This is a genomic window from Mycobacterium hubeiense (genome assembly GCF_002838065.1).
Lineage (GTDB): Bacteria > Actinomycetota > Actinomycetes > Mycobacteriales > Mycobacteriaceae > Mycobacterium > Mycobacterium hubeiense.
Genome location: NZ_PIZU01000046.1, coordinates 1 through 24,006 on the forward strand (window position 1 = coordinate 1; position 24,006 = coordinate 24,006).

Sequence of the window (24,006 nt, forward strand, 5' to 3'; positions counted from 1 at the left end):
CCGCAAGCCTGATCCAGCTTCCAGGACACACCATGCCAGCAGTCAAGCCCGGATGGGCGAGACGATCCATCGCCGAACGTCTGCGGCGTATACGCGAACGTCTACGCCCCCCGATACAACTTGACCGACACCGCCGACAGCCACGCCCACACCAGCACCACGGCCGCAGTGAACGCCAGAATCGCTGCGCCGGAGCCGGACATCATCGCAAGGAAACTGAGACCGAAGTACGCACCGGCAATCCGGGAGAACCACGCCCAGCCCCGCTCTCCGGTTCGCGCGAAGCAGGCGGCCATCACGAAGCAGGCCGCGACCAGACACACGAACGCGAGACCGGCCACCGTGAAGTGCACCATGCCGTGCCAACTGACCTCACCCATGCCGGATGGTGTGCCCGGCGGGAACCCGTCCGACGGGTCCGCGCGGAAGATGCCGGCGACGACGAGGCCGACGCCGTAGGCGCCCAGCAGTCCCGACGCCCAAACGGGTGTGCGACCCCGACCGAGTGCGCGACGAATGCCGACGGCCGCAGCGATGGTCATGGCACCCACGACGAGGAAGTTCGCGATCTGGATCCAACCCCAGTCACCGTTGGCCAACTGACTGACCGCATGCCGGGTCGGGTCGAATCCATCGCGGGTGGCCATCTGCGCCGCCGCGACGATCACGTAAATCGGGCCCGCGATGACGCCGTAGCCCAGCAGGGACTTGGTGATCCGTACCGGCAGCGGTGGAGTCCCGACGGAAGTCATGGTGCGCCTCGCAATCGATAGAACTAGACGGTCCAGTACCGAACTCTAGGCGCGTCGGAACTAGACTGTCTAGTACCCAATTTGGTGGGAGGTGCTGAAATGCCGGGCGAAACACCGGGGCGATCCGCCCTGAAACGGCAGACGATTCTGTCGGCCGGCCGCGACTTGTTCCTGAGCAACGGCTACCAGGGCACCAGCGTCGATGCCATCGCCGCCGCGGCCGAGGTGTCCAAGCAGACGGTCTACAAGCACTTTGGTGACAAGCAGGAGCTGTTGCTGGCCATCGTCGACGCCACCGTGGACGGCACCGTCACGCCCTTCCTCGACCGCGTCGCGAAACTCGCCGACACCACCGACCTGGGCTCAGACCTAAAAGCGCTCGCCGGCGACTACCTGCGCGCGGTGTTGCAAGAGCCCGTGGTGCAGCTGCGCCGCCTGATCGTCGGTGAGGCCAACCGGATGCCCGAGTTGGCGCGGCTGTACTACGACCAGGCGCCCGCGCGCATGCTCGACGCCTTCGCGGCATGCTTTTCCAGGTTGCATGAGCGCGGACTCCTCGACGTGCCCGAACCGTCCACTGCTGCAGAGCATTTCGCATTCCTGGTCGTCGGCCGGTGTATCGACCAAGCCCTGTTCTGCGGAGGTCCGCAGGTGTCGGCCGATATCGACGTCGACCGCCATGTTTCCGCTGCGGTGCGGGTTTTCCTGGCCGCGTACCGGACGTAGTCGGCGATAAGCTTCCCGCGTGGACGCCGTAGTGGGCCTGCTCGACGGTGTGCGAGCGCGGGGCGCCTTCGTCCTGCGGATGATGATGGATCCGCCGTGGTCGCTGCGTATCGAGGACGACGCACCACTGTCGCTCATCTGCCAGACGCCAACGCTCCGGCCTGGTGGCACGCCGAGCAGGACCCGATCGTGGGTCCCGCGCTGAAGCTGATCTACAACAACCCCGCGCATCCCTGGACGGTGGCGAATCTTGCTGCGGCAGTGGGCTCGTCGCGCGCGATGTTCGCCCGCCGGTTCACCGAGCTGGTGGGTGAGCCGCCGATCGCGTTCCTGACCAGTTGGCGGCTGGCGCTTGCGGCCGACCTGCTGCGGACCAGCGAGGCCACCATCGCCGCGGTCGCACGCCAGGTCGGCTACTCGACGCCGTTCGCGCTGAGCAGCGCGTTCAAGCGGGCGTACGGGGTGAGCCCGAAAACCCACCGGGCGACGGGCTAGCCGCTGATCCAGTTGCCGTGAAACCCGTACGGGACTCGTTGCGGCAGCTTGATTTTCGCGACCGGCTCACCTGCGAAGTCCGAGGCGTCGAGGATCACCAGATCGCTGCCGTCGCGCTGCGGGTCGTAGAGGTAGCCGAGATACCAGCCGTTGGATTCGTCGGCAGGCCCGGCTGTCGACGGCACGAAGACCGCCTCGCCGGGGCCGCCGGTTCCGAACGAGTGCTCGACGGCCTGACCCGTGCCGAGGTCGTAGCGCAGCAGGCTGCTGCCGGCCACCGAAACCGCGTAGCGCGCAGACAGGCCGGCCAGCCGGTCGTCGATGCGGGGGAACTCCACGCCGCGGTCATCGAGCTGACGCTCGGTCACTGTTGCGGACTGAAGGTCGATCGTCCAGCTCCACAGCACACCGTCGGCGTCGAATCCACCGCTGTCACGCCATAGTTCGGGGTAGCGAACGGCCTGCAGCACAATCGAATTGCCCTCGTCGTATGCGTTAGCGACGTGGAACACGTAACACGGGTCGATGTCGAACCACCTGATGTCGCCGAATGGGTCGTCGCGGCGCAGCACGCCGAACCGGGCGCCGTAGTCGTCATCCCAGCGGTACGGCATGTCGCCGTCACCCCTGAGCGCGACGTCAAGGTTGAATACGACTGGCAGGTCCATGAAGACGACGTGGTCGGCCGTCATCGCGAAGTCGTGCATCATCGTCAGCGCCTTGACGTCGAGCGGGCGGTTGATGGTCAGCTCGCCATTGGCGTCGGCCCGGTGATAGGTGACGTGCGGTTGAAAGATGTTGCCGTAGCCGAAGAAATGCAGCTCGCCCGTCGTCGGGCAGATCTTCGGGTGTGCGGTCATCGAGTCCATGAGCTTGCCGCCGAAGTCGTAGACGCCCACGGTTTCCAGGTCGTTGGTGATCTCGTAGGGCAGTGACGACTCCACCAGCGCCAGGGTTTTGCCGGCATGGTTGACGACGTGCGTGTTGGCGACGCTGGAGCGCAGGTTGCGGGTGCCCTCGGCGTTGTAGAGCGGAAAGTCCTCGTTGAAGCTGTCCGTGCGCACCCAGCGATTCCGGTACCAGGCGGCCTTGCCGTTCTCGATGCGAACGCCGTGGATCATGCCGTCGCCGGTGAACCAGTGTGCGGTCGCCTGCCGGGGATTCGGCCCGTTGCGCAGGTACCAGCCGTCGAGTTCGGGCGGGATTGCGCCCTCGACGGGCAGGTTGAACTCGGTGAGTTCATCGGGCACCGGGGCGAAGTTGCCGCGCTGGAAGAACTGCCCGGTGCTGGGCAGGGCTGAAGTTTCGGTCGTTTCGGCCATTGGAGTCTCCTTCTCGTGGGGACGCTCACCACTACGGTGACATTCCAGTTATGACATGTCAAGACTGACCTAATTATGGAACATAATTGTTCCAAAAATAGGTACGTGTGTTACATTACGGACCGTGGCATATCCGGACACCCTCGAGAGCGGCACCCGCAGCAGAACGCGCAAAGCGATTCTGGATGCGGCGATGTCCGTGCTCGCCGACAATCCGGTGGCCACTTTGGCGGATATCGCCGCGGCCGCCGAGGTCGGCCGTACCACCGTGCACCGCTACTTTCCCGAGCGCGCAGATCTGATCCGCGCACTGGCCCGGCATGTCCACGCCCTGAGCAATGCCGCCATCGAGGCGGCCGATCCCACGCACGGGCCGCCGATCGACGCGTTGCGCCGCGTCGTCGAGGGGCAGCTCGACCTGGGCCCGATCGTTCCGTTCATCTACTCCGAGCCGACGGTCACAGCGGATCCGGAACTCATGGCTCACCTCGATACCGGCGACGAGAAGATCATCGAAGTGCTCGCCCGCGTCTCCGCCGGCCACGAAGCCACGCCACCCGGTTGGACGCGACGCGTCTTCTGGGCGTTGGTGATCGCCGGGTATCAGGCCGCCAAGGAGGACGGCCTGCCCAAGCACCAGATCGTCGACGCCATCATGACGAGCCTCACCGAAGGCTCCATCAAGCCTGACTCGTAAACCATTCGCCCACAGGAGAACTGATGTCAACGCGCGTCGGTCTGACGACCGCACCCGCCACCACCCCGCGCCGTGCGTGGGTGGCGCTGGCCGTGCTGATGCTGCCAGTGTTGCTGATCGCGATCGACAACACCGTGCTGGCGTTCGCACTGCCGATGATCGCCGAGGAGTTCCGCCCGTCGGCGTCGGTCCAGCTTTGGATCGTCGATGTCTATTCACTTGTGCTCGCGGCACTTCTGGTGGCGATGGGCAGCCTCGGCGACCGGGTGGGCCGACGCCGGCTGTTGATGATCGGCGCCACCGGCTTCGCCGTGGTGTCGGCCGCGGCGGCGTTCGCGCCCAGCGCCGAGTACCTGGTGGCGGCGCGCGCGACGCTGGGCGTGTTCGGGGCGATGCTGATGCCGGCGACGCTGTCGTTGATCCGCAACATCTTCGTCGACGCCTCCGCGCGCCGGTTGGCGATCGCGATCTGGGCGTCATGCTTCACCGCGGGCTCGACCCTCGGACCGATCGTCGGCGGCGCGCTGCTGGAGCATTTCCATTGGGGCTCGGTATTTCTCGTCGCAGTGCCGATCCTGCTGCCGCTGTTGATCCTCGCGCCGCGATTGGTGCCCGAGTCGCGCGACCCCCATCCGGGTCCGCTGGACCCGATCAGCGTGGTGCTGTCGCTGGCCGCGATGTTGCCGTTCGTCTGGGCGATCAAGGTGGCCGCCCACGACGGGCTGTCGGTCGTCGTCGCCCTCGCCTTCGCGCTGGGAGTGGCAGCGGGAACCGCCTTTGTGCGGCGCCAGAACCGCAGTGCGACACCGATGCTCGACATGAAGCTGTTCACTTATGGACCGTTCAGCTCGTCGGTGCTGGCCAACTTTCTGTCCATCGTCGGCCTGATCGGGTTCGTGTTCTTCGCCTCCCAGCATCTGCAGCTCGTGCTCGGACTCAGTCCGTTGGCGGCGGGCTTGGTGACTTTGCCCGGGGCGGTGGTGTCCATGATCGCCGGCATCGGTGTGGTGAAGCTCGCGAAATACTTTGCCCCGCAGACCCTTATCATCACCGGCTTGGTGTTCGTCTCGATCGGATTCCTGCTGATCCTGCTGTTCCGTCACGACCTGACGGTGGCGGCGGTCGTTGCATCGTTCGTGGTGCTGGAACTGGGTGTCGGTATCTCGCAAACGATGTCGAACGACACCATTGTGGCGTCCGTGCCGCCGGCGAAGGCCGGCGCGGCTTCTGCGGTGTCCGAGACGGCCTATGAGTTGGGTGCGGTCGTCGGCACCGCGACACTGGGCACCATCTTCACCGCGTTCTACCGCGCGAACGTCGTGGTACCCGCAGGTGTGCCCGCCGCCCAGGCGGCCGACGCCGCCGAGAGCATCGGCGGCGCGTCATCCGTCGCGGCGACGCTTCCGCAGCCGGTCGGCGAACAGCTGCTCGAGTCAGCGCGACTGGCATTCGATTCGGGGATCGCGCCGACGGCCGTCATCGGTGCCACGCTCACGCTCATCGCCGCGGTGGTCGTCGGCATGGCATTCCGTAAGCCCTGAACGTTTCAGCTCTGACCTGTCAGGAGTGGACGTAATATCCGTCCGGTGAGTCTACGGATGGCGGCACTGGGGCTGCTGGCCCAACACCCGGGCAGCGGTTACGACCTGCTCAAGCGGTTCGAAAAGTCGATGGCTAACGTCTGGCCGGCGACCCAGAGCCAGCTCTACGGCGAGCTCAACAAGCTCGCCGACGCCGGATTGATCGAGGTCAGCGAGGTCGGACCCCGCGGCCGCAAGGAGTACCGCGTCACCGACGCAGGGCGGGCGGAGCTGCTGCGCTGGATGACCCATCCGCAGGACGATCCCCCTTCCCGCAGTTCGCAATTGCTGCGCGTGTTCCTGCTCAGTGAGATACCTCGGGAGAAGGCCCGCGAGCACATGTTGGCTTTCGCCGACTATGCCGATGCCGAGTTCAACCGGCTCGAGCAGCTGCGCGACGCGATTTCTTGGAGTGACGACGACATCTCCTTCTACGGCCGGGCCGCGCTGGAGTACGGGCTTCGGCTCGAGGCGATGCAGGCGCAATGGGCGCGATGGGTGGTCGAGGAGATCGACGCGCGCGACTGAATCGGCCCGCCCGGTCAAAAAGTGTCAGAGCGACGGGCCGCTGCTGCTCCTACCCGTGAGAGCGGCTCAACCGGAGCCGTGACCACACCAAAGGAGCAAGAAAATGACGAACAAGAAATCGATCATCGCTGCACTCGGCGCGGCGGCCGTCGGCGCGGCAGCCCCGGCGATGCTGTTGCTGGGCGCCGGCGCCGCGCAGGCGGCGACCGACCTCAACACGACCAGCGACGTCGCAGGCGTCACGGTCGAGATCAAATCCACCGGCAGCGAAGGCCTGTGCTTCTACAGCGCCGAACCGTGGTTCGGCTGGCAGACCGTCAAGCCGCTGCCGGTGTACAAGGTGCCCTTCTACCTGCAGAAGGACCAGAGCCACAAATTGTGGTTCCCGGGCATTCAGACCGGAACAGTGTGGAAGGCGAAGGTGGAATGCCCCGTCGGCGGCGTTGACTACTTCAACCCGACGTACTGAGCCTCCTTTCCGCGTGGCCGTCGTGACGCACGTTGCGACGGCCACGCCACCGGTCCCAGCCACGGCTGGTGCACGTACTCGGCCATTCCCAACGGGCCGGTGTGCCGGTGCACGTCTCCTTCTATCTGCAGCCCTACCAGCAACACAAGCTGTGGTTCCCGGGCATCCAGACGGGCACCACGTGGAGCGTCGACGTCAGGTGTGAGAAGGGCCAAGACAGCGGAGTCCAGTTCGTTTCCTAATGAGGCCCTAACTGAGGATGCGCCACCGCGACGTTGCATCGCGATAGTTTCCGATATATCGTTGAAATATCGGAAGCGCATCCCGTGCTTCCTGGCACAAGAAGGAACACAGACAATGAACGACCCATTCACCCCTCCACCCGGCGGTTTCGGCTTCGGCCCCCAGCAGCGCCGCCTCCTGCACGAACAGCGGCGCCAGGCGCGCCGCGAGTTCCGCGAGCATCTACGCGAGCACGCCCCGGGCCCCGGCGGCCCGTTCGGACCCGGAATGCCAGGTGGCTTCGGGCCCGGTCGCGGCGGCTTCAGCTTCGACCCCCGCACCGGCTTCAATTTCGGCTTCGGCGGGGGCCCGCGGGGGCGCCGCGGCGGGCGGGGCCGCGGTAAACGAGGCGACGTGCGCGCCGCCATCCTCGCGCTGCTGGCCGACCGTCCCATGCACGGCTACGAAATGATCCAGGAGATCGCCGAACGCAGCGGCGGCCTGTGGCGGCCCAGCCCCGGCTCGGTTTACCCCACGCTGCAGCTGCTGGTTGACGAGGGCCTCATAGAGGGCACCGAAAGTGAGGGCAGCAAAAGGCTTTTCGAGCTGACCGAGGACGGCCGCGCCGCCGCGGAGAAGGTCGAGACGCCGCCGTGGGAGGAGATCGCCGACGGGATAGATCCCGCGCACGTGAACCTGCACACTGCGCTCGGCCAGCTGATCGGCGCGGTGGGACAGTCGTCCTTCACCGCATCCGAGGAGCAGCAGCAGCGCATCATCGACATCCTCAACGGCGCCCGCCGCGAGGTGTACAACGTCCTCGGCGAGGACTAGCGATTTGTGTGCGCTTAGGAGCGATCACCGCAGAGCGATCACCGCTCCTAAGCGCACACAAATCACGACACGTCGACCCAGTCCAGCGTGCGCTGGACTGCTTTCTGCCAGCCCGCATAGCCCGCGGCGCGCTGATCGTCGCTCCAGGTCGGCGTCCAGCGCTTGTCCTCCTGCCAGTTGGCCCGCAGGTCGTCGGCGTTCTCCCAAAAGCCCACGGCCAAACCGGCCGCATAGGCCGCACCCAGCGCCGTGGTCTCCGCGACGACCGGTCGAATCACGTCCACACCCAACACGTCGGCCTGGATCTGCATGCACAGGTCGTTGGCGGTGATACCGCCATCGACCTTCAAAACCTCAAGGTGCACACCGGAATCGGCCTCCATCGCATCGACGACGTCACGGCTCTGGTAGCAGATCGCCTCCAGCGTGGCCCGCGCCAGATGAGCATTGGTGTTGAACCGCGACAGCCCGACAATCGCGCCGCGGGCATCCGAACGCCAGTACGGCGCAAACAATCCCGAGAATGCCGGCACGAAGTACACGCCGCCGTTGTCGGGCACCTGCCGCGCCAGCGCCTCGCTCTGCGCGGCGCCGCTGATGATGCCCAACTGGTCGCGCAGCCACTGCACCGCCGACCCGGTGACCGCGATCGACCCCTCCAGCGCATACACCGGTTTCGCAGAACCGAACTGGTAGCACACCGTCGTCAACAACCCATTGGACGATCGCACGATCTTCTCGCCCGTGTTCAGCAGCAGGAAATTGCCTGTGCCATAGGTGTTTTTGGCCTCCCCCGCCTCCAGGCACACCTGCCCGACCATGGCCGCCTGCTGATCGCCCAGAATCCCCGTCACCGGCACCTGCCCGCCGACGGGCCCGTCGTCGCGCGTGATCCCGTACGCGGACTCATACGACGACGGCGCGATCGACGGCAGCATCTGACGCGGAATGCCAAAGAACGACAACAGTTCGTCGTCCCAGTCCAGCGTCTCCAGGTTCATCAACATGGTGCGGCTGGCGTTGGTGACGTCGGTGACGTGCACCCCGCCGCGCGGTCCGCCGGTGAGGTTCCACACCACCCAGCTGTCGGCGGTGCCGAACAGCGCCTCGCCCTTTTCGGCGGCTTCCCGCACGCCGTCGACGTTCTCCAGGATCCACTGCACCTTTCCGCCGGAGAAGTACGTCGCGGGCGGCAATCCCGCCTTGCGGCGGATCACATCGCCGCGCCCGTCACGGTCCAGCGCCGATGCGATGCGGTCGGTGCGGGTGTCCTGCCACACGATCGCGTTGTAGTACGGCCGCCCGGTGTGCTTGTTCCACACCAGCGACGTCTCGCGCTGATTGGTGATGCCCAGCGCGGCCAGGTCGCCCGCCGCCAGACCGGTCTTGTTCAACGCCGACATGATCACCGACGCGGTGCGCTCCCAGATCTCGACGGGATTGTGCTCCACCCAGCCGGCCTGCGGCAGGATCTGCTCGTGCTCGAGCTGATGGCGGCCGACCTCCGCGCCGTCGTGGTCGAAGATCATGCACCGCGTGCTGGTGGTGCCCTGGTCTATCGCTGCTACGAACTCGCGGATCTCGGCCACTAAGCGCTCCCTCCCTGACGCAACTCGACCATGATGGCGTACATGCCCGGCCAAATCGTCGACATTGAAAACGACATTGAAAACGACATTGAAAGCATGCCCCGCGGCGGGCCGCACGCCTCATGCCTGGACCGCCAACTGGAAACCGACCGGCTCGAATACCTCGACCGCGATGACGTGGATGACAAGGTCAAGCGCAGCGTCATCCGGGCGCTGGAGTGGGCGGGCGAATTCTTCGGCAACCACGAGAAGTTCGCCCGCATCGCGCTCGACGAGGTGGCCGACGTCCCCGATCCCAAGATCCTCGAACTCGGCGCCGGCCACGGCGCGCTGTCGCGCAAATTGCTCGAACAGCACCCCACCGCCGAGCTGACCGTCACCGACCTCGACGCCACGTCGGTGCAGGCCATGAAGGCCACCGACCTGGGCAGCCACCCACGCGCGCACGTACGCGGAATGGACGCCACCGCAATCGATGCGCCCGACGGCTATTTCGACCTCGCGGTGTTCGCGCTGTCCTTTCATCACCTGCCGCCGACGGCGGCGGCCCAGGTCATCAAAGAAGGCACCCGCGCCGCGGACAAGCTGTTGATCATCGACATGTCCCGGCCGCCCGCGCCGCTGCACCTCCTGCGATTGGCGACAATGCTGCCGCTCGCCCCGTTCATCCCGTTCGTGCACGACGGGCTGATCAGCTCGCTGCGCGCCTACAGCCCGTCGGCGTTGCGCGCACTAGCCGCGCACGCGGACCCGAACATCACAGTCAAGCTGCGCGGCGGCGGCCTGAACCCGCAGATCGTGGTGGCGGCCCGTCAGTCGCGGTAGCGCCCGTGGTGGCCCCAGTCGCCGCCCTGCGCGATGAGCACCACCAGGAAGATCGCGTACAGGATCGCGAACAACAGCAGCAGGCCGCCGAAGATCCACAGCGAGAGCTGCCCGAGCCGCCGCACCCGATCCGACGCGTACTGGGCGCCGGCGAAGTTGCCCGACGCCCACAGCGGATACACGTTGAACGCGTGGCTGAACGCGGAGAACGACAGCGGCCAGAAGAACAGCAGCGCCGCCACCGCCCAGCCGGCGTTCGCGGACGGTGGAGGTGGCGTCGGTGCGCTTACCGGACCGGTGGGCTGCTCGGGCGGCGACGCCTCGGACGAAGGCTGAGTCATCGTGAACTCCTAACGTGAGAAGACAACTTCGAACCTACGTACGCGACGCCGATGGCGCAGTCAACCGGTGCAGCAGCCACGCCACCGGTATCGACATCGCCAGCGTCACCCCGAAAAGGCCCGCCACCGAACCGGTGTAGACGTGCCAGCGCAGCACCGACGCCATCGCGAACTCCATCACGATCACGTGCACCAGAAAGATTTCGTAGGAGATCTCGCCGAGCCACACCATCGGCCTGCTGCCCAGCAGCCGCGCGTACCAATCCTGCGACCCCAGCGCCAGCGGCGCCACCACCAGCGTGGCGATCAGCGCGTAGAACATGGTCTTGGCCACGTCCTCTCGCAGGCCCAGGGTCACCGACGTGGCTACGCCGGCGATGGGCGTCGCCACGATCAGATAGCTCACCAGCGCCACCGGAAGCGCTGCGAAGGCCGGGCACGGCGCGTCCATCGCCCGCAGCACCGCCAGTGCCATCCCGCCGACGAACCAGATCAGGTAGTGCGGCAGCCACAACCCGGCCCCGCCGGGTAGCCACGACGTGGTGTACAGCACCACCAGCCACAGCGGGCTGACCGCAGCCAGCACAAAAAGCCCGGTAAGCAGCAGCCCCGGGCGCCAGCGTCGTCGGCACAGCACGACCAGCAGCAGATAGGCCAGCAGCGGCAGCGCCGCGTAGAACGCGATCTCCACCGCCAGGCTCCACATTTGGGTCAGCCCCTGGTGCATGTACTTGGCGAAGTAATTCTCGCTGTATATCTGGGTCAGCGTGAGGTTGCGTAGAAAGCCCGCCCAGGTATGGCCCGGATTGGGGCCGGCATAACGGAACTCGTACACCACGAATGCGGCCAGCACCACCACCACATAGGCAGGCATGATGCGGCGGAAGCGATTTCGCGCATAGCGGCGCACCCGCGGTGGGTCGGCGCCCGTCGCGGCCGCGCGCACCCACGGTCCGAACAGCAGGAAACCGGACAGCACGAAGAAGACCGCCACCCCGATCTCCATGCGCGCGAACACCAGTCCGAGGTAGCCGCGGTTGTACGTGCCGGTGCCGTAGGCGGCGTGCGTGCCCATCACGAGTAGAGCGGCGACCGCGCGGACACCGGTGAGCGACGCCACCCGGTCGACGGTGGAAACAGCTTCGAGCCCGCCCTGGTCGACGTCCGTAGTGGAGCTCATCGGGCTTGTCACACTACCGGGCCGCCGACACACGGATACCGCGATTTTCTTGCGCACGCGTCACAGACGCTGTTGCATCGGCGTTGTGGGCGAAGAAGTGAAGCAGACCGACTTTTCCCTCGCACACCGCCGCGAATACCGGCGCAAGGTCCAGCTGTGCCTGGACGTCTTCGAAACCATGCTCGCCCAATCCAGTTTCGAATTCGAACGTCCGCTCACCGGCATGGAGATCGAGTGCAACCTCGTCGACGGCGACTATCAGCCCGCGATGAGCAATCAGGAGGTGCTCGCGTCGATCGCCGATCCGGCGTATCAGACCGAATTAGGCGCCTACAACATCGAATTCAACGTGCCGCCGCGGCCGCTGCCCGGCCGGGCCGGGTTGGAGTTGGAGGCCGACGTGCGGGCCAGCCTCAACGCCGCCGAAGCCAAGGCCAACCAGAACGGCGCGCACATCGTGATGATTGGAATCCTGCCGACGCTGATGCCCGAACACCTCACGGGGCGGTGGATGAGTGAATCGACGCGCTATCAGGCGCTCAACGAGTCGATCTTCACCGCCCGCGGCGAGGACATCCTCATCGACATCACCGGCCCCGAGCGGCTGAGCCTGCAAACGGAGTCGATCGCGCCCGAATCTGCGTGCACCAGCATGCAGTTGCACCTTCAGGTCTCCCCCGCCGACTTCGCGCAGAACTGGAACGCCGCGCAGGTGCTGGCCGGGCCGCAGCTGGCGTTGGGCGCCAACTCCCCGTACTTCTTCGGCCACCAGTTGTGGGCGGAGACCCGCATCGAGCTGTTCGCCCAAGCCACCGACACCCGGCCCGACGAACTCAAGACGCAAGGGGTGCGGCCGCGGGTGTGGTTCGGCGAACGCTGGATCACCTCGATCTTCGACCTGTTCGAGGAGAACGTCCGCTACTTCCCGTCGCTGCTTCCCGAACTGTCCGACGAGGATCCGGTCGCCGAGCTGGCCGCCGGACGCACCCCGCGACTGCAGGAATTGCGGCTGCACAACGGCACGATCTACCGGTGGAACCGCCCGGTGTACGACGTCGTGGAGGGGCGTCCGCACCTTCGCGTGGAGAATCGGGTGCTGCCGGCCGGGCCGACGGTGCTGGACATGATGGCAAACGCGGCCTTCTACTACGGCATGTTGCGCAGCTTGTCCGAAGAGGACCGCCCGCTGTGGACGAAGCTGAGTTTTTCTGCGGCACAACAGAATTTCCTAGAAGCCGCCCAGCACGGCATGGATGCGCGGCTGTACTGGCCGGGCCTGGGTGAGGTGACGCCCGACGAGTTGGTGCTGCGTCAGCTGTTGCCGATGGCGCATGAGGGGCTGCGCCGGTGGGGTGTGGCGGTCGAAGTGCGCGACCGCTATCTCGGCGTCATCGAAGGCCGCGCCAAGACTGGTCGCAACGGGTCGGCCTGGCAGGTGGCAACGGTGGCCGCACTGCAGGAACAGGGGATGACCCGGCCCGACGCGCTGGCCGAGATGCTGCGGCGATACTGCCAGGGAATGCACAGCAACGAGCCGGTCCACATGTGGGAGTCGCCCGCGTAGGTTGGGTGCCATGACTTCAGACGTGATCGATTGGGACAACGCGTATCGCGGGCAAGGCGTTTTCGAGGGACCACCGCCGTGGAACATCGGCGAGCCGCAGCCTGAGCTGGCCGCACTGCACCGGGCGGGCAAGTTCCGCAGCGACGTGCTCGACGCGGGCTGCGGGCACGCCGAGCTGTCACTGGCGCTGGCCGCCGACGGCCTCACGGTGGTGGGCATCGATTTGAGCCCGACGGCCGTCGCCGCCGCCAACAAGGCGGCGCAGGAACGCAACCTGGCCAACGCATCGTTCGTGCAGGCCGACATCACGTCGTTCACGGGTTACGACGGCCGCTTCAACACGGTCATCGACAGCACGCTGTTCCACTCGCTGCCGATCGAGGGTCGCGACGGCTACCTGCGCTCGGTGCACCGGGCCGCCGCGTCCGGCGCCGCGTACTACATCCTGGTGTTCGCCAAGGGCGCGTTTCCCGCGGAGATGGAGCCCAAACCGCACGAGGTCGACGAGGCGGAACTGCGTGCGGCGGTGTCGAAGTACTGGCAGATCGACGAGATCCGGTCGGCGTTCATCCACGCCAACGCAATGGCGATTCCGGACGCGCCGTTCGAGATGCCGTCGCACGGCACCGACGAGAAGGGCCGGATGAAGTTCCCGGCGTTCCTGCTGTCGGCGCACAAGGCATAGGTCCTGACCGCAACCCCCCGCGACACTGTCGTTATCGAGAGGTTTTGCGAGTAGGGGCCTCGATAACTGCAGTTTCGCGCGCCTAGCCGTCGAGCCGACGGCGCGCATGCTCCTTGACCTCCTCGGCGAGCGCGTCGGCCGCCAACACCTGCGGAAGCAATTCCGGCTCGGACATCCGCGCGCGGAACACCAGGCCGATCGTCACGTCGTGGTCGGGCCGGTGCTCGACATGGATGTCATCGCCGGCGCGCACCGTGCCCGGTGAGATAACCCGAAGGTAGGCACCGGGTTTCGCGGCCTTGGTGAAGGTTTTCATCCAGCCGTCCAGCTGCAGGAACGCCGAGAAGGTCCGGCATGGCGTGCGCGGCGCGGACACTTCGAGCACCAGCCCGTCGGCTCCGATCCGCCAGCGTTCACCGATGCGCGCGTGGGTCACATCCACGCCCGTCGTGGTGAGGTTTTCGCCGAACATGCCGTTGGTGAGTGTGCGGTCGAGGTGCGATTCCCAGCCGTCGAGGTCTTCCCGCGCATACACGTAGACGGCCTGATCGTCACCGCCGTGGTGTTTGGGGTTGCCGATGGTGTCGCCGACGAGCCCGCTGCCGAGGCCACCGCGCCGCGGCCCGGGTGCCCGCACCATGACGGGCTCATGCGCCGCCACCTTGTCGATGCCCGTCGGCCGCGACGGGGCGTCAGGATTCGCGCGGACCCGCGCCAGGTTGACCGACAACACTTTCGCCACCGGCTCAGGGTAACCGGGCTGCAGGCTAGCGCGGCTTGCGCAGCATCGGCCACATGGGCGGTGAACTGCCGACCTGGATGACGCCCTGCTCCTCGAACCCGTGGGCGGCGTAGAGCCGTCTGTTGCGGGGACTCGTCGCTTCCAGATAGGCGGGCAGGCCGTCGCGGTCGCAGCGGGCGGTCGCGTGGCGCAGCAACGCCGAGCCGAGCCCGCCGCCCTGTTTGGTCGTGTCGACGCCGATCACGGGGAGATACCAGTGGCGTTCGGTGGGGTGGTAGCGGTCCATCTGCTCCATGAAGCCGAACACCTCTTCCTGATCGGATTCGGGGATGGCTTCGACCGCGATGGCCTCCACTGCTTCGAAGTCCGCTGCGCCGTCCGGTGGCACCCACAGGGCGACGGCCGCGCAGTCGCTGATCGAGTCGGCGGTCCCTACGTCAAACGCGTTCCCGCCCAACGCTTTTACCGTCCTGGGCCAGTACGTCAGATAGCGAGCGGCATCACGCAGGAACCAGCGGGCGACAGGATCGCTGCTGAAAGCGATGGTCAGTGTGGCGATCGCACGGTCTTCATCGGTGGTGGACGTGACGTCGAGTCCCTGAGAGGTCACCTGAATAACGATACGTCCCTAATGCCGGATCACGCTTGGCTTGACGCGGCCGTAAGCGCTTCGGCGAACCGCTGCAGCTCGTCAGCGGTGATGTCGACATGCGGCGAGACCCGCAACACCGGCGCCGTCATCTCGAAAGGCGCCCGCTGCACCTCCGCATAGGTGGTGACGATCCCCTGCTCGGCGATCAGCCAAGACCGGATGGCGTTCGGGTCGGCACCGTCGACGGGCTCCAGCGTGGTGATGGCCGACGGTTCCTCGAGCGGTTCGACGACGCGCCAGCCGGCCACGTCGGCCAGCACCTCCCGCGTCATCCGGCCCACTTCGGCGAGCCGCGCCCGCACCTGCTCCGGCCCGGCCGCCAAGTGTTCACCGATCGCCACCGAAAAGCCCACCCGCGCAGCCACATTAGCTTCACCGTGCTGCAGCCGTTCGATCACCGTGAGCGGCAGGTTCCATTCGGGCGGCGGCACCCGCGGTCGCAGGCGCTCGGCCAGCGCGGGCCGCACCGCCAGCACGCCGACGCCCCTTGGACCGGCCATCCACTTGCGCGACGATGAGTACACCGCGTCGGCGCCGACCGCGCAGTCCATGTGGCCCAACGCCTGGGCGGCGTCGACCGCCAACGGAATTCCGAGAGCGCGGCACGTTTCGGCGAGCGCCGCCAAGGGTTGGACGACGCCACGGTGGCTGGCCAACGAGGTGAGGTGCGCCAACGCAGGCGGATCGGCGGACAGCATCGCCGCTGCATCGTCAACAAGCAGCCGCCCCAGCCCGTCGACCGGCAGCGCCCGAACGCGAAAACCGTTTGCGGCCATGATGGCCAGGTTCGGCCCGTACTCGCCGGGCAGACATGCCACGGTGCGTTCACCGGGCCAGCCGCTCAGCAGCAGATCGAGAGCGTGGTTGGACCCGGTGGTGAAGACGACGTGCGACGCGTCGATGCCGGTCAGCGCAGCGACCGCGGCCCGTCCCGCGTCGAGCACCGGAGCCGCGGCCTCCGCCGCCACGTAGCCGCCGACTTCGGCCTCATGTCGGGCGTGCTGCGCGGCGCTGTCGATCACCGCGAATGACTGCCGTGAGCACGCACCGCTGTCCAGGTGCAGGCCCGCGACCTTCGGCCGGGCGGCGCGCCACCGCTCAGGGAGGTTCACTTGACCGACAGCGACAGCCCGAAGTCGCCGGCCTCGTCGGTCCACCAGTGGGTCAATTGCATTCCCGCGGAGGCCAATTCGGTGGCCACCCCGTCGGGCCGGAACTTGCAGGACACCTCCGTCAACATCTCCTCGCCGCCCGCGAAGTCAACGGTCAGATCCAGCGCACCCACCTCCACCTGGTGCGGGGTCTCGGCGCGGAGCCACATCTCGATGCGCTCGTCCTCGATGTTCCAGCGGGCCACGTGCGCAAACTGCTCGAGGTCGAAGTCGGCGTCGAGTTCGCGGTTGACCACCGCCAACACGTTGCGGTTGAACTGCGCAGTCACCCCGGCGGCGTCATCGTAGGCGCGCACCAACCGGTCGGCGTCTTTCACCAGATCGGTGCCCAATAGCAGGCAGTCCCCCGGCTGCAACGTGTCGGACAGCGCGGCGAGAAACTCGGCGCGCGGCCCCGGCGTGAGATTGCCGATCGTCGAGCCGAGGAACACCACCAGCCGACGTCCGACCCGGGGGATCTTGCCCAGGTGTTCCTCGAAATCACCGCACACCGCCTCGATTTCGATGCCGGGATACTCGGCTTGGATGGCGGAGCCGGCCGCCTGCAGGACCCCGGCGTCGACGTCGAACGGGACGAACCGCTGCAGGGATCCGCTGTCGCGCAGCGCATCCAGCAGTAACCGCGTCTTCTCCGACGTGCCGCTGCCGAGTTCGACCAGGGTGTCGGCACCCGCCGCGGCGGCGATGTCAGCCGCGCGTGCGCGCAGGATCTGCGCTTCCGCGCGGGTCGGGTAGTACTCGGGCAACCGGGTGATCTGGTCGAACAGGTCGCTGCCGGTCGCGTCGTAGAACCACTTGGGCGGCAACGACTTCGGCGTCGAAGTCAAACCCTCCAGCACGTCACGCCGCAGCGCGCGGGCCGCGGAATCGGCGGCCAGGTAGTTGGACAGCGCGAAGCTCATCACGTTCCTTTCAAAGCGGTCAGCGTGACGCGGGAGCCGTCGACCTCGACGAGATGGCGGTCGGGAACCTCCTGCCACGCGGAGTCGTCGTCGTAGGGTTCGCTGGCCAGCACCACCCCGTCGTCGCGGCGCAGCACCGAAAGCGTGTCGCCCCATGTGGTGGCCAGCAATTGAGATCCGTTGCCGGCCAAGATGTTCAGCCGTGCATTGGGATCGGCGGCAGCCACCTCGGCGGTGGTGTCTGCGAGTGCGTCGAGGCCGCGGTCGAAGATCAGCGCCGCCAGCAGCGCGCTGTCGACGGTGGATTCGGCCCGCCCCGATAGCGGCAGCACGGAGCGGTCCACCAGCCCGTTGTGCGACAGCAGCCAGCGGCCGTCGGTGAACGGCGCCGATGCCGACGGCTCGATCGGCATGCCGATGGTGGCCGATCGCACCGCGGCGACGATGCAGCCGCTGCGCAGCGCGGGCGCCACCGACGCGAACGACGTATCACCCCACAGCGGCGCGGCACTGCGCCACCGCCGCGCGACACCGTTATCGAAAAAGCCGACGCCCCAACCATCTGCGTTCATCAAGCCGTGCTTCTGCCGCCGCGGCGCATAAGACTGCACCAGCAGCCCCGACGGCGGATCCAAAACCAGCGACGACACCGGAACCGGTTCCCCGAGCCAGCCCAGATGACGGCACATCAGTTGACATCCCATGCCAGCCGCACCCCGGAGAAGATCTGCCGCCGGATCGGGTGGTCCCAGTTGCGGAAGCTGGGCCGCAGGATGTCGGCGCTGACCGCCCACGACCCGCCGCGCAGCACCTTGTAATCCCCAGCCCCATTGCCTTCGAAGAAAGGCTGTGAGTAGCGCTCGTAGATCATCGGGGTGAAACCGGGCCACGGGCGCAGCGGCGACGTCGTCCACTCCCACACATCACCCAGCATCTGCTCGGCCCCGTATGCCGACGCCCCCGCCGGGTACGCGCCGACTGGCGCCGGTCGGCGCGCATCGCCGCCGAGGTTGGCCAGCGCGGCGGTGGGTTCCGATGTACCCCAAGGGAATCGGCGACGCGTGCCGGCAGTGGGATCCCAGGCGCAGGCTTTCTCCCATTCGATCTCGGTGGGCAGCCGCGCGCCCGCCCACGCCGCGTACGCCTCGGCTTCGAAATACGTGACGTGCTGCACCGGTTCGTCGGCGGGAATGTCCTCGATGTGGCCGAACCGGGTGCGGGTCTGCCCGTCGGGATTCCAGAACTGCGGCGCGACCAGGCCGGCCTGTTGGCGATGGGCCCAGCCGCGCTCGGACCACCACTGCGGCTGGTTATAGCCGCCGTCGTCGATGAACTGCCGCCATTCGGCGTTGGTGACCGGCACCCGGCCGATCCGGAAATCCGCAACGTCGACGACGTGCGCGGGACGCTCGTTGTCCAGCGAGTGCGGCTCGCTGACCGCGTCGACCCCGAGCACGAACGGTCCGCAAGGCACCAGCACCGACGTACCGGCCACCCCGGCGCGGCCGGCGGGCAGCGCCGTCCCGCGGTCCAGCAGCGGCGGGCCGGATCGCAGGTTCAGCGCCTGCAGCATGGTCTCGTCGTGCTGGTTCTCGTGGCTGATCACCAGCCCGAACGGGAACGTCGCGTCGGGTTCGTCGGAGATCGAGTCGAGCCGGTCCAGCGCCTTGTCCCGGATGGTGGCGCAGTAGCTGCGCGCGTCGGCGGGTGGCAGCAGCGGCAGCTCGACGCGACTGGCGCGGGAGTGGACAAAGGCGTCGTAGAGGCGGTCGACCTCCGGTGCCAGCATGCCGGGGCGATCGGGGTTGCCGTCGCGGAGCAACCACAGCTCTTCCTGCTGACCGATATGGGCGAGGTCCCACACCAGCGGGCTCATCAGCGGGTCGTACTGGCGGCGCAGTTCGGTGTCGTCGAAGTCGACCAGTTGAAGTGTGCGTTCCCGCGCCCGGGTCAGGCCCTGGGCCAACTCCTCGCGGGTACTCACAGCTCCCCCCGCGCCAGCTGAGCCACCGCCGGTGCTATCCCGTAGGTCACCGCGCGGTCGGCGAAATCGTCTGCGGGACATCGACCTTCGGCGACGCTCCGCATCAGTTGCTGCATTGGCTCGCGAAGCTCCTGCGGTGCCCGCTCGGCGGCGGCCTGCACACAGCGGTTGGCGGCCGCGTACAGGCGACGATCGGCCAGGCCGGCGCGGGCGGCGGCATCCCAGGCCGTCGCGACCGGTTCGGTGGCTCCCGCGGCGATGTCGGCGGCCGCCGGATCGTCGAGAAGGGTCACGAGGGTGAAAACCACGGCAGGCCACACATATTCCGGGACGCTGTCGAGATAGCGGATCTCCAGCCAGCGGCGTGGCCGCACCGGCGGGAACAGCGTGGTGAGGTGGTAGTCCAGATCGGCCTGGGTCGGTCGGCGCCCGCCCAGCAGGACACGTCCGTCGGCCCAGTCGGCGAACGGCACCCAGTCGGTGACCGGCACGGTTTCGGCCCCGTTGACCAGCATCACCGGCGCCCGCAGCGCATATCGCGCCCAGTCGCTGGCCGGGTCGTCGCCGCTGGCGCCGAGGACCGGGCCGCAACGTGCCGAGTCCAATTGGCCCCACACCCGCTGGCGGGTGCTGCGCCAGCCGGTGAATTCACCGCCGAGTAGTGGTGAATTGGCCGCGATCGCGATCATCGTCGGGCCCAGCGCATGCGCCAGCCGGACCCGGTCGGCCCACCCGTCGCGTGGCCCGGCGTCGAGGTTGACCTGCACCGACGCCGTCGACGTCATCATCGCCGCGCCGGCGGCGGCGGTGCCGCTGGCCGCGAAGAACTGTTCCATCGCCCGGTAGCGCGGTCCCGGGTTGACCCGGCGGGCCGGGCGCAGCGGGTCGACGCCGAGCAGCGCCAAACCGAGGCCGGCCTGGGCGAAGGCGGTGCGAAGCACAGCACGGTCGGCGGTCATCGCGTTGATCGCGGCCACCGGACCGGACAGCGGCGGGCCCGACAGTTCCACCGCGCCGCCGGGTTCGACGGTGACGTTGCTGCCGCCGGGCAGCGCCGGTACGCCCGCGATAATGTCGGTGAGCTCGTCCCAGCCGGGCCGGCGCCACGGATCGGCCGGGTCATAGCAGTGCGCCTCGATCTCGAGCCCGACCTGGCCGACCGGCCCGTCGGCCAGACAACCACCGCCGATATGCACAGCCGCGCTGTGGGCACTGGGCAGCTCGGCCTGCGCGACACCCACCTCGGACGTGATGGTGAAGGCCATAAAGCCGTCCCCTTCCGGGTCGGAACGAACGCCGCCTTCAGTCCATCTTCCAGAGGGCACCGACAAAGTCGCGTGATTTTCCCGCGACGCGTCGGCCGCCGCTATTGCCCGAGCGTGTTCTGCATCGCGCCGGCCAGCACGTTTACCGCGGGGCCGGCATTGCCGGATTGGCACACTTTTGCTTGCAGCAAAACGTTCTCCCGCTTGCGTGTGGTGTTGAAGCAGCGCCGGTCGGTGCCGGCTTCCTGCTTGACCCAGTCGGCGTCGGTCGCCGAGGCCGGTCCGCCGGTGAACGTCCACACCTGAGTGGTGAAATTGTCCAGATGCATCGCGGTGGTCTGGCCGTTGCAGCCGGCGGTCCGGTCGACCACCCGATGGAACGCCCGGTCAGCGGCCTCCACCGTGGCGAACACCCCGACGGCCTGCTTGACGAAGTGGGACTGGTCCGTCGGCGACACCTGCGTCACCGCGCCGTTGAACGACGCCAGGTCCGGATCGTTGTATACCTCGGGCAGCCCGATGTCGGCCCAGTTGTTACAGGCCGGGTTGTCGACGTAGTACGACTGGAACGGGTCGGTGAACATCCACTCGAATCTCATTGGCGCGCCGACGATATTGCCGACCGACCCCTTGCCCATCACGGCGTAGTTCACCACGCCGGGATCGGACGGGCGGGCATCGGCGGACGGCGCAAGCGCAAGACCAACGGCCAGAACCAGACCCACTGCGGCAGTGATCCGCATCGGCTACACCTTCGCGGAAAGCTCGACGTCAATGTTGCCGCGGGTGGCCTTCGAGTACGGGCACACCTGATGCGCCTTGTTCATGAGGTCGTCGGCGACGCTCTGCTGCAGCCCCGGCAGGTAGCCGATCAGATGCGCAGTCAGACCGAAGCCGCCCTCGGAGTCCTTGCCGAACCCGATCTTCGCGGTGACGCCGCTGGCGTCGTCGAGCTTGACGTCGTTGTTGCGGGCCACCAGGCGCAGCGCGCCGAGAAAGCAGGCGGCGTAACCCGCCGAGAACAGCAGCTCCGGGTTCACGCCCTCGCCGCTGCCACCGGCTTCCTTCGGCGGTCGGGTGTCGAGGTCGATCTTGCCGTCGGAGGACTTCACATGGCCGTCGCGGCCGCCGCCCGTTGCCGTGGATTCTGCGGTGTAAACGACTTCGATGCTCATGGGCTCGATCATGCCAGCTGTGGCGGCGAGCGGAAGGGGCCTTGTCAGTAGACCGTGCGAGTGCAATACGTCCTGGCCGGCGACGGGTACGGCCACGCGAAATGGCCTGTCTGCGTGGGGCAGGCGGACTGGTCGCGGACGTCGAGCCGCTGTGTCACCTGGACCAGCACGCCGCGACCGCGGTCGGCGCAGTCCGCCAGTTCGACGATGCCGATCGGCATGTCGAGCTCGTAGCAATGGTCGGCCACCAGGTTGGGCACCAGACACAGCCGGGCGGTCGTGGGTTCGGCGAATTGTGTTGGCAGTCGCTGGTATTCGGCGCTCGGGCAGTTGCCGGAGGCGTCGGTGATGGCGCCGACGGTGTAGCTCGGGTCGGCGCTGCACGCCACCTTGCGGGCGCGCACCATGTCGGGCGTGGTCGACGGAATCTCCACGCAGTCGCCGACCGAGAACACCGGCGCCGCCCCGTATTCGACGGGCTCAGCGCGCACCCCGCAGCCGGCGACCGCCGCCAGTATCGCTGCGACGACGCCCCATCGGATGGCTGAACCGCACGTCATCGGTAGCGAGGCTCTCACGATTGGCGGCGCTTCGCCACGGGTTCAGCAAATCGCGCGCCCCGGCCACCTCACGATGGCCGGGGCGTCCGTTGGGCTGCCTGTCCAGGATAGGGCGGTCCCGCAGCGGTTACGGCCGCGCCGGGGCCGTGGTCGTCGGCGCGTTGGGCGGCTGCGGCGGCTCCGGACGGTCTGGCCGCTCGAAGTCCGGGCCGCGGAAGATATGCGGTCCGCGCTCGAACTGACCCATCGGCGGCGGGCCGACCTTGTGGAAGACGGCGTGGCCGCGATCATGCCCGCGGGGTCCGCCGCCGGAATGTGCGCCCAGCACGAAGCCCGAGAAGAACACGACCGCGACGATGAAGACCACCCCGGCGACAATGCCCACCCAGGCGGCCGCCGCCGTGAGCCGGCTGCGTTCGCGCGGCGCCGGAGGCGGGGTCTGGGTGACGACGGGGGTGGTCGGCTGATCAGGTGTTTCGCTCATGCATCGAATCATCCGGCCCGTAGTGAGGTGCTTCTCATGAGCCAGCTATGAATCAGCTATGAACGGCGCCTCACATCCACGGCTTCAGAGGATTCACCGCGAACTGGATGACGCGGTACGGCGAGCCCCCGCGCGGGCCGGTGTTCCACTGGCTGACGAAAACCCGTAGCTCGTCGAGAGTGGAGCCCGGCGAGATATAACCGCCGTACGGCTGCGCCAACCGATTGACCTCCGGCGGTGGCAGACGCTCGGCCGGATCGGGCCACTCGCTCGCGAACACCACCGTCGTCACCGGCGCGGTGCCCAGACCCGTCGGGTCATTCGCCACGCGAACCTCCATGTTGCCGGTGCTCGCGTTGAAGTACGACAGCACCGTTTTGCCGTCGATCTGCCGCACGCACATCTCGCCGGTGCGGTCGGGCCACAGCGGCGTCGGCGGATGCCCCCAGCCGAGCGACGCGGACCAGCCCTGCCAGCTGGTCCGGTCGGTGAAGCTCTCCGGCGCAACGCGGTACAGCATCGTGGGGCTGCTGCGGTCGAAGTCGTTGGCCACGATGTACACCCACCCCGATGGCGACTCCGCGGTGGGAATCGGGTCGTAGTAGCCGCTGATCTGCGACTGGCGGCCGCCCTGGTAGTCGGCGTCGCGCACCGATCCCGGCACCGTCGGCCAATTCCCTTGCGCAGGATTGGCTTTCACCAGCCGCGACGACTCCACCGCCAGGTCTTTGGTGGTCGTGACCAGCATGTAGTTTTCCCGGTTGATCTGCACCACGCCGCTCGGCAGCTGTGACCTGCCCGCCGGGGCCTGATCGGCCAGCAGCGGCTTGTCGACGCCCATTACGCCGTCGTAGCGCACGCCGGCCGGGTCGTTGATGGATTCGGTCTCCACGTGCAGGGCGACCGGCGACCACCACCCGCCGAAGCCGACGCCCTGGCCCGCGAAGCTGTCACCACAGATCTGCAGGATCCCGCTGGGGAACTCCATGAACTCGCAGAGGTCGGTAGCGCCGATGCCGTAATCCCTTGTGGGCGTCCCGGTCCCCGCGGCGGGCCCGAGGCGCATCACTTGTCCGGGTGCCAGTGGCGGCAACACCGGCTCGGGGATGGGTGCCGGTGGTTCGGCGTGGCTGACCGCGGGGGCAACTCCAGCCAGGACAAGCAATGCCGTTCCGATCCCAGTGCGTATGCCCATCGCCGCACAGCGTAGCGATGCCAATCGAGCGAGGAAACCGCATCCCGTGGCTCTGCGCGCGCGATA

The 24,006-nt window shown here is 67.4% G+C and carries 28 protein-coding genes and 1 pseudogene; 12 read left to right on the forward strand and 17 right to left on the reverse strand.

All coding sequences use genetic code 11. The annotated features are described in order from the left end of the window. Positions 1-101: 101 nt before the first annotated feature. Entirely contained in the window at positions 102-752 is a 651-nt protein-coding gene (locus CWS39_RS24260; RefSeq protein WP_102145452.1) for a DUF998 domain-containing protein, read from the reverse strand. Positions 753-851: 99 nt separating this feature from the next. Here CWS39_RS24260 and CWS39_RS24265 point away from each other — a divergent pair, with 99 nt between their 5' ends. From CWS39_RS24265 to CWS39_RS24270, 3 genes and pseudogenes are all read left to right on the forward strand, one after another. Continuing rightward, complete coding sequence (locus tag CWS39_RS24265; protein WP_102145453.1) at positions 852-1,478, forward strand: TetR/AcrR family transcriptional regulator; 627 nt, start codon at positions 852-854, stop codon at positions 1,476-1,478. Between the two features lie 49 nt (positions 1,479-1,527). Next, on the forward strand, positions 1,528-1,683 hold the full coding sequence (locus tag CWS39_RS30375) for a hypothetical protein (RefSeq protein ID WP_431306180.1): 156 nt from the start codon (positions 1,528-1,530) through the stop codon (positions 1,681-1,683). Then, positions 1,629-1,973, forward strand: a pseudogene (locus tag CWS39_RS24270) (helix-turn-helix transcriptional regulator); the annotation flags it as partial. The gene CWS39_RS30375 and the pseudogene CWS39_RS24270, both read left to right, overlap by 55 nt. Here the strand turns inward: CWS39_RS24270 and CWS39_RS24275 are convergent. Next, a complete protein-coding gene (locus CWS39_RS24275; RefSeq protein WP_102145454.1) occupies positions 1,970-3,295 on the reverse strand; it encodes a carotenoid oxygenase family protein in 1,326 nt (441 codons plus the stop codon). The pseudogene CWS39_RS24270 and the gene CWS39_RS24275 sit on opposite strands and share 4 nt — an antisense overlap. 124 nt (positions 3,296-3,419) lie before the next feature. Between CWS39_RS24275 and CWS39_RS24280 the strand changes: the two genes are divergently transcribed. The 6 genes from CWS39_RS24280 (at position 3,420) to CWS39_RS24300 (ending at position 7,625) form a co-directional block, all read left to right on the forward strand. Continuing rightward, positions 3,420-3,992 (forward strand): TetR/AcrR family transcriptional regulator, encoded by a 573-nt coding sequence (locus CWS39_RS24280; protein ID WP_233213670.1) that lies wholly within the window; start codon positions 3,420-3,422, stop codon positions 3,990-3,992. Between the two features lie 23 nt (positions 3,993-4,015). Then, positions 4,016-5,533 (forward strand): efflux MFS transporter LfrA, encoded by a 1,518-nt coding sequence (lfrA, locus tag CWS39_RS24285; protein ID WP_102145455.1) that lies wholly within the window; start codon positions 4,016-4,018, stop codon positions 5,531-5,533. A 45-nt stretch (positions 5,534-5,578) separates the two neighbouring features. Next, complete coding sequence (locus CWS39_RS24290; protein WP_102145456.1) at positions 5,579-6,100, forward strand: PadR family transcriptional regulator; 522 nt, start codon at positions 5,579-5,581, stop codon at positions 6,098-6,100. A 103-nt stretch (positions 6,101-6,203) separates the two neighbouring features. Then, a complete protein-coding gene (locus CWS39_RS24295) occupies positions 6,204-6,569 on the forward strand; it encodes a hypothetical protein (RefSeq protein ID WP_102145457.1) in 366 nt (121 codons plus the stop codon). A gap of 68 nt (positions 6,570-6,637) precedes the next feature. Continuing rightward, the gene (locus CWS39_RS28960; RefSeq protein WP_158240392.1) at positions 6,638-6,811 is read left to right on the forward strand and encodes a hypothetical protein; all 174 of its coding nucleotides are present in this window, start codon (positions 6,638-6,640) and stop codon (positions 6,809-6,811) included. Positions 6,812-6,926: 115 nt separating this feature from the next. Continuing rightward, a complete protein-coding gene (locus tag CWS39_RS24300; RefSeq protein ID WP_102145458.1) occupies positions 6,927-7,625 on the forward strand; it encodes a PadR family transcriptional regulator in 699 nt (232 codons plus the stop codon). A gap of 62 nt (positions 7,626-7,687) precedes the next feature. Here CWS39_RS24300 and glpK read toward each other — a convergent pair whose 3' ends face one another. Then, the gene (glpK, locus tag CWS39_RS24305) at positions 7,688-9,214 is read right to left on the reverse strand and encodes a glycerol kinase GlpK (RefSeq protein ID WP_199178285.1); all 1,527 of its coding nucleotides are present in this window, start codon (positions 9,212-9,214) and stop codon (positions 7,688-7,690) included. 42 nt (positions 9,215-9,256) lie between these two features. Here glpK and CWS39_RS24310 point away from each other — a divergent pair, with 42 nt between their 5' ends. After that, positions 9,257-10,039: a class I SAM-dependent methyltransferase gene (locus CWS39_RS24310; RefSeq protein WP_431306179.1), complete on the forward strand. Its 783-nt coding sequence runs from the start codon at positions 9,257-9,259 to the stop codon at positions 10,037-10,039. Here CWS39_RS24310 and CWS39_RS24315 read toward each other — a convergent pair. Together CWS39_RS24315 and CWS39_RS24320 are read right to left on the reverse strand one after the other, a co-directional pair. Continuing rightward, on the reverse strand, positions 10,027-10,380 hold the full coding sequence (locus CWS39_RS24315; protein ID WP_102145459.1) for a CD225/dispanin family protein: 354 nt from the start codon (positions 10,378-10,380) through the stop codon (positions 10,027-10,029). The genes CWS39_RS24310 and CWS39_RS24315 overlap by 13 nt on opposite strands. Positions 10,381-10,414: 34 nt before the next feature. Further along, complete coding sequence (locus CWS39_RS24320; RefSeq protein ID WP_102145460.1) at positions 10,415-11,560, reverse strand: acyltransferase family protein; 1,146 nt, start codon at positions 11,558-11,560, stop codon at positions 10,415-10,417. An 85-nt stretch (positions 11,561-11,645) separates the two neighbouring features. Between CWS39_RS24320 and CWS39_RS24325 the strand changes: the two genes are divergently transcribed. Together CWS39_RS24325 and CWS39_RS24330 are read left to right on the forward strand one after the other, a co-directional pair. Continuing rightward, on the forward strand, positions 11,646-13,124 hold the full coding sequence (locus CWS39_RS24325) for a glutamate-cysteine ligase family protein (RefSeq protein WP_102145461.1): 1,479 nt from the start codon (positions 11,646-11,648) through the stop codon (positions 13,122-13,124). A gap of 10 nt (positions 13,125-13,134) precedes the next feature. Then, positions 13,135-13,809 carry a class I SAM-dependent methyltransferase gene (locus CWS39_RS24330; protein ID WP_199178286.1) on the forward strand — a complete coding sequence of 225 codons (675 nt, stop codon included), beginning with the start codon at positions 13,135-13,137 and terminating at the stop codon, positions 13,807-13,809. An 82-nt stretch (positions 13,810-13,891) separates the two neighbouring features. On the opposite strand, the gene CWS39_RS24335 is transcribed toward CWS39_RS24330, so the two are convergent. From CWS39_RS24335 to CWS39_RS24390, 12 genes are all read right to left on the reverse strand, one after another. After that, entirely contained in the window at positions 13,892-14,551 is a 660-nt protein-coding gene (locus CWS39_RS24335; RefSeq protein ID WP_233213671.1) for an MOSC domain-containing protein, read from the reverse strand. A gap of 25 nt (positions 14,552-14,576) precedes the next feature. Continuing rightward, positions 14,577-15,161, reverse strand: a complete 585-nt coding sequence (locus tag CWS39_RS24340) for a GNAT family N-acetyltransferase (RefSeq protein ID WP_199178287.1) — start codon at positions 15,159-15,161, stop codon at positions 14,577-14,579. Between the two features lie 29 nt (positions 15,162-15,190). Then, positions 15,191-16,315 (reverse strand): ergothioneine biosynthesis PLP-dependent enzyme EgtE, encoded by a 1,125-nt coding sequence (egtE, locus tag CWS39_RS24345; RefSeq protein WP_102145465.1) that lies wholly within the window; start codon positions 16,313-16,315, stop codon positions 15,191-15,193. Then, positions 16,312-17,277 (reverse strand): L-histidine N(alpha)-methyltransferase, encoded by a 966-nt coding sequence (gene egtD / locus CWS39_RS24350; RefSeq protein WP_102145466.1) that lies wholly within the window; start codon positions 17,275-17,277, stop codon positions 16,312-16,314. Before egtD ends, egtE begins: the two co-directional genes overlap by 4 nt. Beyond that, positions 17,277-17,966, reverse strand: a complete 690-nt coding sequence (gene egtC, locus CWS39_RS24355) for an ergothioneine biosynthesis protein EgtC (RefSeq protein ID WP_102145467.1) — start codon at positions 17,964-17,966, stop codon at positions 17,277-17,279. The genes egtD and egtC overlap by 1 nt, the downstream gene beginning before the upstream one ends. After that, on the reverse strand, positions 17,966-19,261 hold the full coding sequence (gene egtB, locus CWS39_RS24360) for an ergothioneine biosynthesis protein EgtB (RefSeq protein ID WP_199178288.1): 1,296 nt from the start codon (positions 19,259-19,261) through the stop codon (positions 17,966-17,968). Before egtB ends, egtC begins: the two co-directional genes overlap by 1 nt. Beyond that, entirely contained in the window at positions 19,258-20,526 is a 1,269-nt protein-coding gene (egtA, locus tag CWS39_RS24365; protein ID WP_102145469.1) for an ergothioneine biosynthesis glutamate--cysteine ligase EgtA, read from the reverse strand. The genes egtB and egtA overlap by 4 nt, the downstream gene beginning before the upstream one ends. Positions 20,527-20,627: 101 nt before the next feature. Continuing rightward, positions 20,628-21,269: a sensor domain-containing protein gene (locus CWS39_RS24370; protein WP_102145470.1), complete on the reverse strand. Its 642-nt coding sequence runs from the start codon at positions 21,267-21,269 to the stop codon at positions 20,628-20,630. 3 nt (positions 21,270-21,272) lie between these two features. Further along, a complete protein-coding gene (locus CWS39_RS24375) occupies positions 21,273-21,701 on the reverse strand; it encodes an organic hydroperoxide resistance protein (RefSeq protein ID WP_199178289.1) in 429 nt (142 codons plus the stop codon). A gap of 44 nt (positions 21,702-21,745) precedes the next feature. After that, the gene (locus CWS39_RS24380) at positions 21,746-22,261 is read right to left on the reverse strand and encodes a hypothetical protein (protein WP_199178290.1); all 516 of its coding nucleotides are present in this window, start codon (positions 22,259-22,261) and stop codon (positions 21,746-21,748) included. A gap of 127 nt (positions 22,262-22,388) precedes the next feature. After that, entirely contained in the window at positions 22,389-22,745 is a 357-nt protein-coding gene (locus CWS39_RS24385) for a hypothetical protein (protein ID WP_102145472.1), read from the reverse strand. Positions 22,746-22,815: 70 nt separating this feature from the next. Then, positions 22,816-23,940 (reverse strand): DUF4185 domain-containing protein, encoded by a 1,125-nt coding sequence (locus CWS39_RS24390; RefSeq protein WP_102145473.1) that lies wholly within the window; start codon positions 23,938-23,940, stop codon positions 22,816-22,818. Positions 23,941-24,006 lie beyond the last annotated feature (66 nt).

Excerpts from the sequence above, each read along its gene's own strand:
- CWS39_RS24260 (WP_102145452.1), bottom strand. The coding sequence starts at position 752 with ATGACTTCCGTCGGGACTCCACCGCTGCCGGTACGGATCACCAAGTCC.
- CWS39_RS24265 (WP_102145453.1), top strand. The coding sequence starts at position 852 with ATGCCGGGCGAAACACCGGGGCGATCCGCCCTGAAACGGCAGACGATT.
- CWS39_RS24275 (WP_102145454.1), bottom strand. The coding sequence starts at position 3,295 with ATGGCCGAAACGACCGAAACTTCAGCCCTGCCCAGCACCGGGCAGTTC.
- lfrA (WP_102145455.1), top strand. The coding sequence starts at position 4,016 with ATGTCAACGCGCGTCGGTCTGACGACCGCACCCGCCACCACCCCGCGC.
- CWS39_RS24295 (WP_102145457.1), top strand. The coding sequence starts at position 6,204 with ATGACGAACAAGAAATCGATCATCGCTGCACTCGGCGCGGCGGCCGTC.
- CWS39_RS24300 (WP_102145458.1), top strand. The coding sequence starts at position 6,927 with ATGAACGACCCATTCACCCCTCCACCCGGCGGTTTCGGCTTCGGCCCC.
- CWS39_RS24310 (WP_431306179.1), top strand. The coding sequence starts at position 9,257 with ATGCCCGGCCAAATCGTCGACATTGAAAACGACATTGAAAACGACATT.
- CWS39_RS24315 (WP_102145459.1), bottom strand. The coding sequence starts at position 10,380 with ATGACTCAGCCTTCGTCCGAGGCGTCGCCGCCCGAGCAGCCCACCGGT.
- CWS39_RS24320 (WP_102145460.1), bottom strand. The coding sequence starts at position 11,560 with ATGAGCTCCACTACGGACGTCGACCAGGGCGGGCTCGAAGCTGTTTCC.
- CWS39_RS24330 (WP_199178286.1), top strand. The coding sequence starts at position 13,135 with ATGACTTCAGACGTGATCGATTGGGACAACGCGTATCGCGGGCAAGGC.
- egtD (WP_102145466.1), bottom strand. The coding sequence starts at position 17,277 with ATGAGCTTCGCGCTGTCCAACTACCTGGCCGCCGATTCCGCGGCCCGC.
- egtC (WP_102145467.1), bottom strand. The coding sequence starts at position 17,966 with ATGTGCCGTCATCTGGGCTGGCTCGGGGAACCGGTTCCGGTGTCGTCG.
- egtA (WP_102145469.1), bottom strand. The coding sequence starts at position 20,526 with ATGGCCTTCACCATCACGTCCGAGGTGGGTGTCGCGCAGGCCGAGCTG.
- CWS39_RS24370 (WP_102145470.1), bottom strand. The coding sequence starts at position 21,269 with ATGCGGATCACTGCCGCAGTGGGTCTGGTTCTGGCCGTTGGTCTTGCG.
- CWS39_RS24375 (WP_199178289.1), bottom strand. The coding sequence starts at position 21,701 with ATGAGCATCGAAGTCGTTTACACCGCAGAATCCACGGCAACGGGCGGC.
- CWS39_RS24380 (WP_199178290.1), bottom strand. The coding sequence starts at position 22,261 with ATGACGTGCGGTTCAGCCATCCGATGGGGCGTCGTCGCAGCGATACTG.
- CWS39_RS24385 (WP_102145472.1), bottom strand. The coding sequence starts at position 22,745 with ATGAGCGAAACACCTGATCAGCCGACCACCCCCGTCGTCACCCAGACC.
- CWS39_RS24390 (WP_102145473.1), bottom strand. The coding sequence starts at position 23,940 with ATGGGCATACGCACTGGGATCGGAACGGCATTGCTTGTCCTGGCTGGA.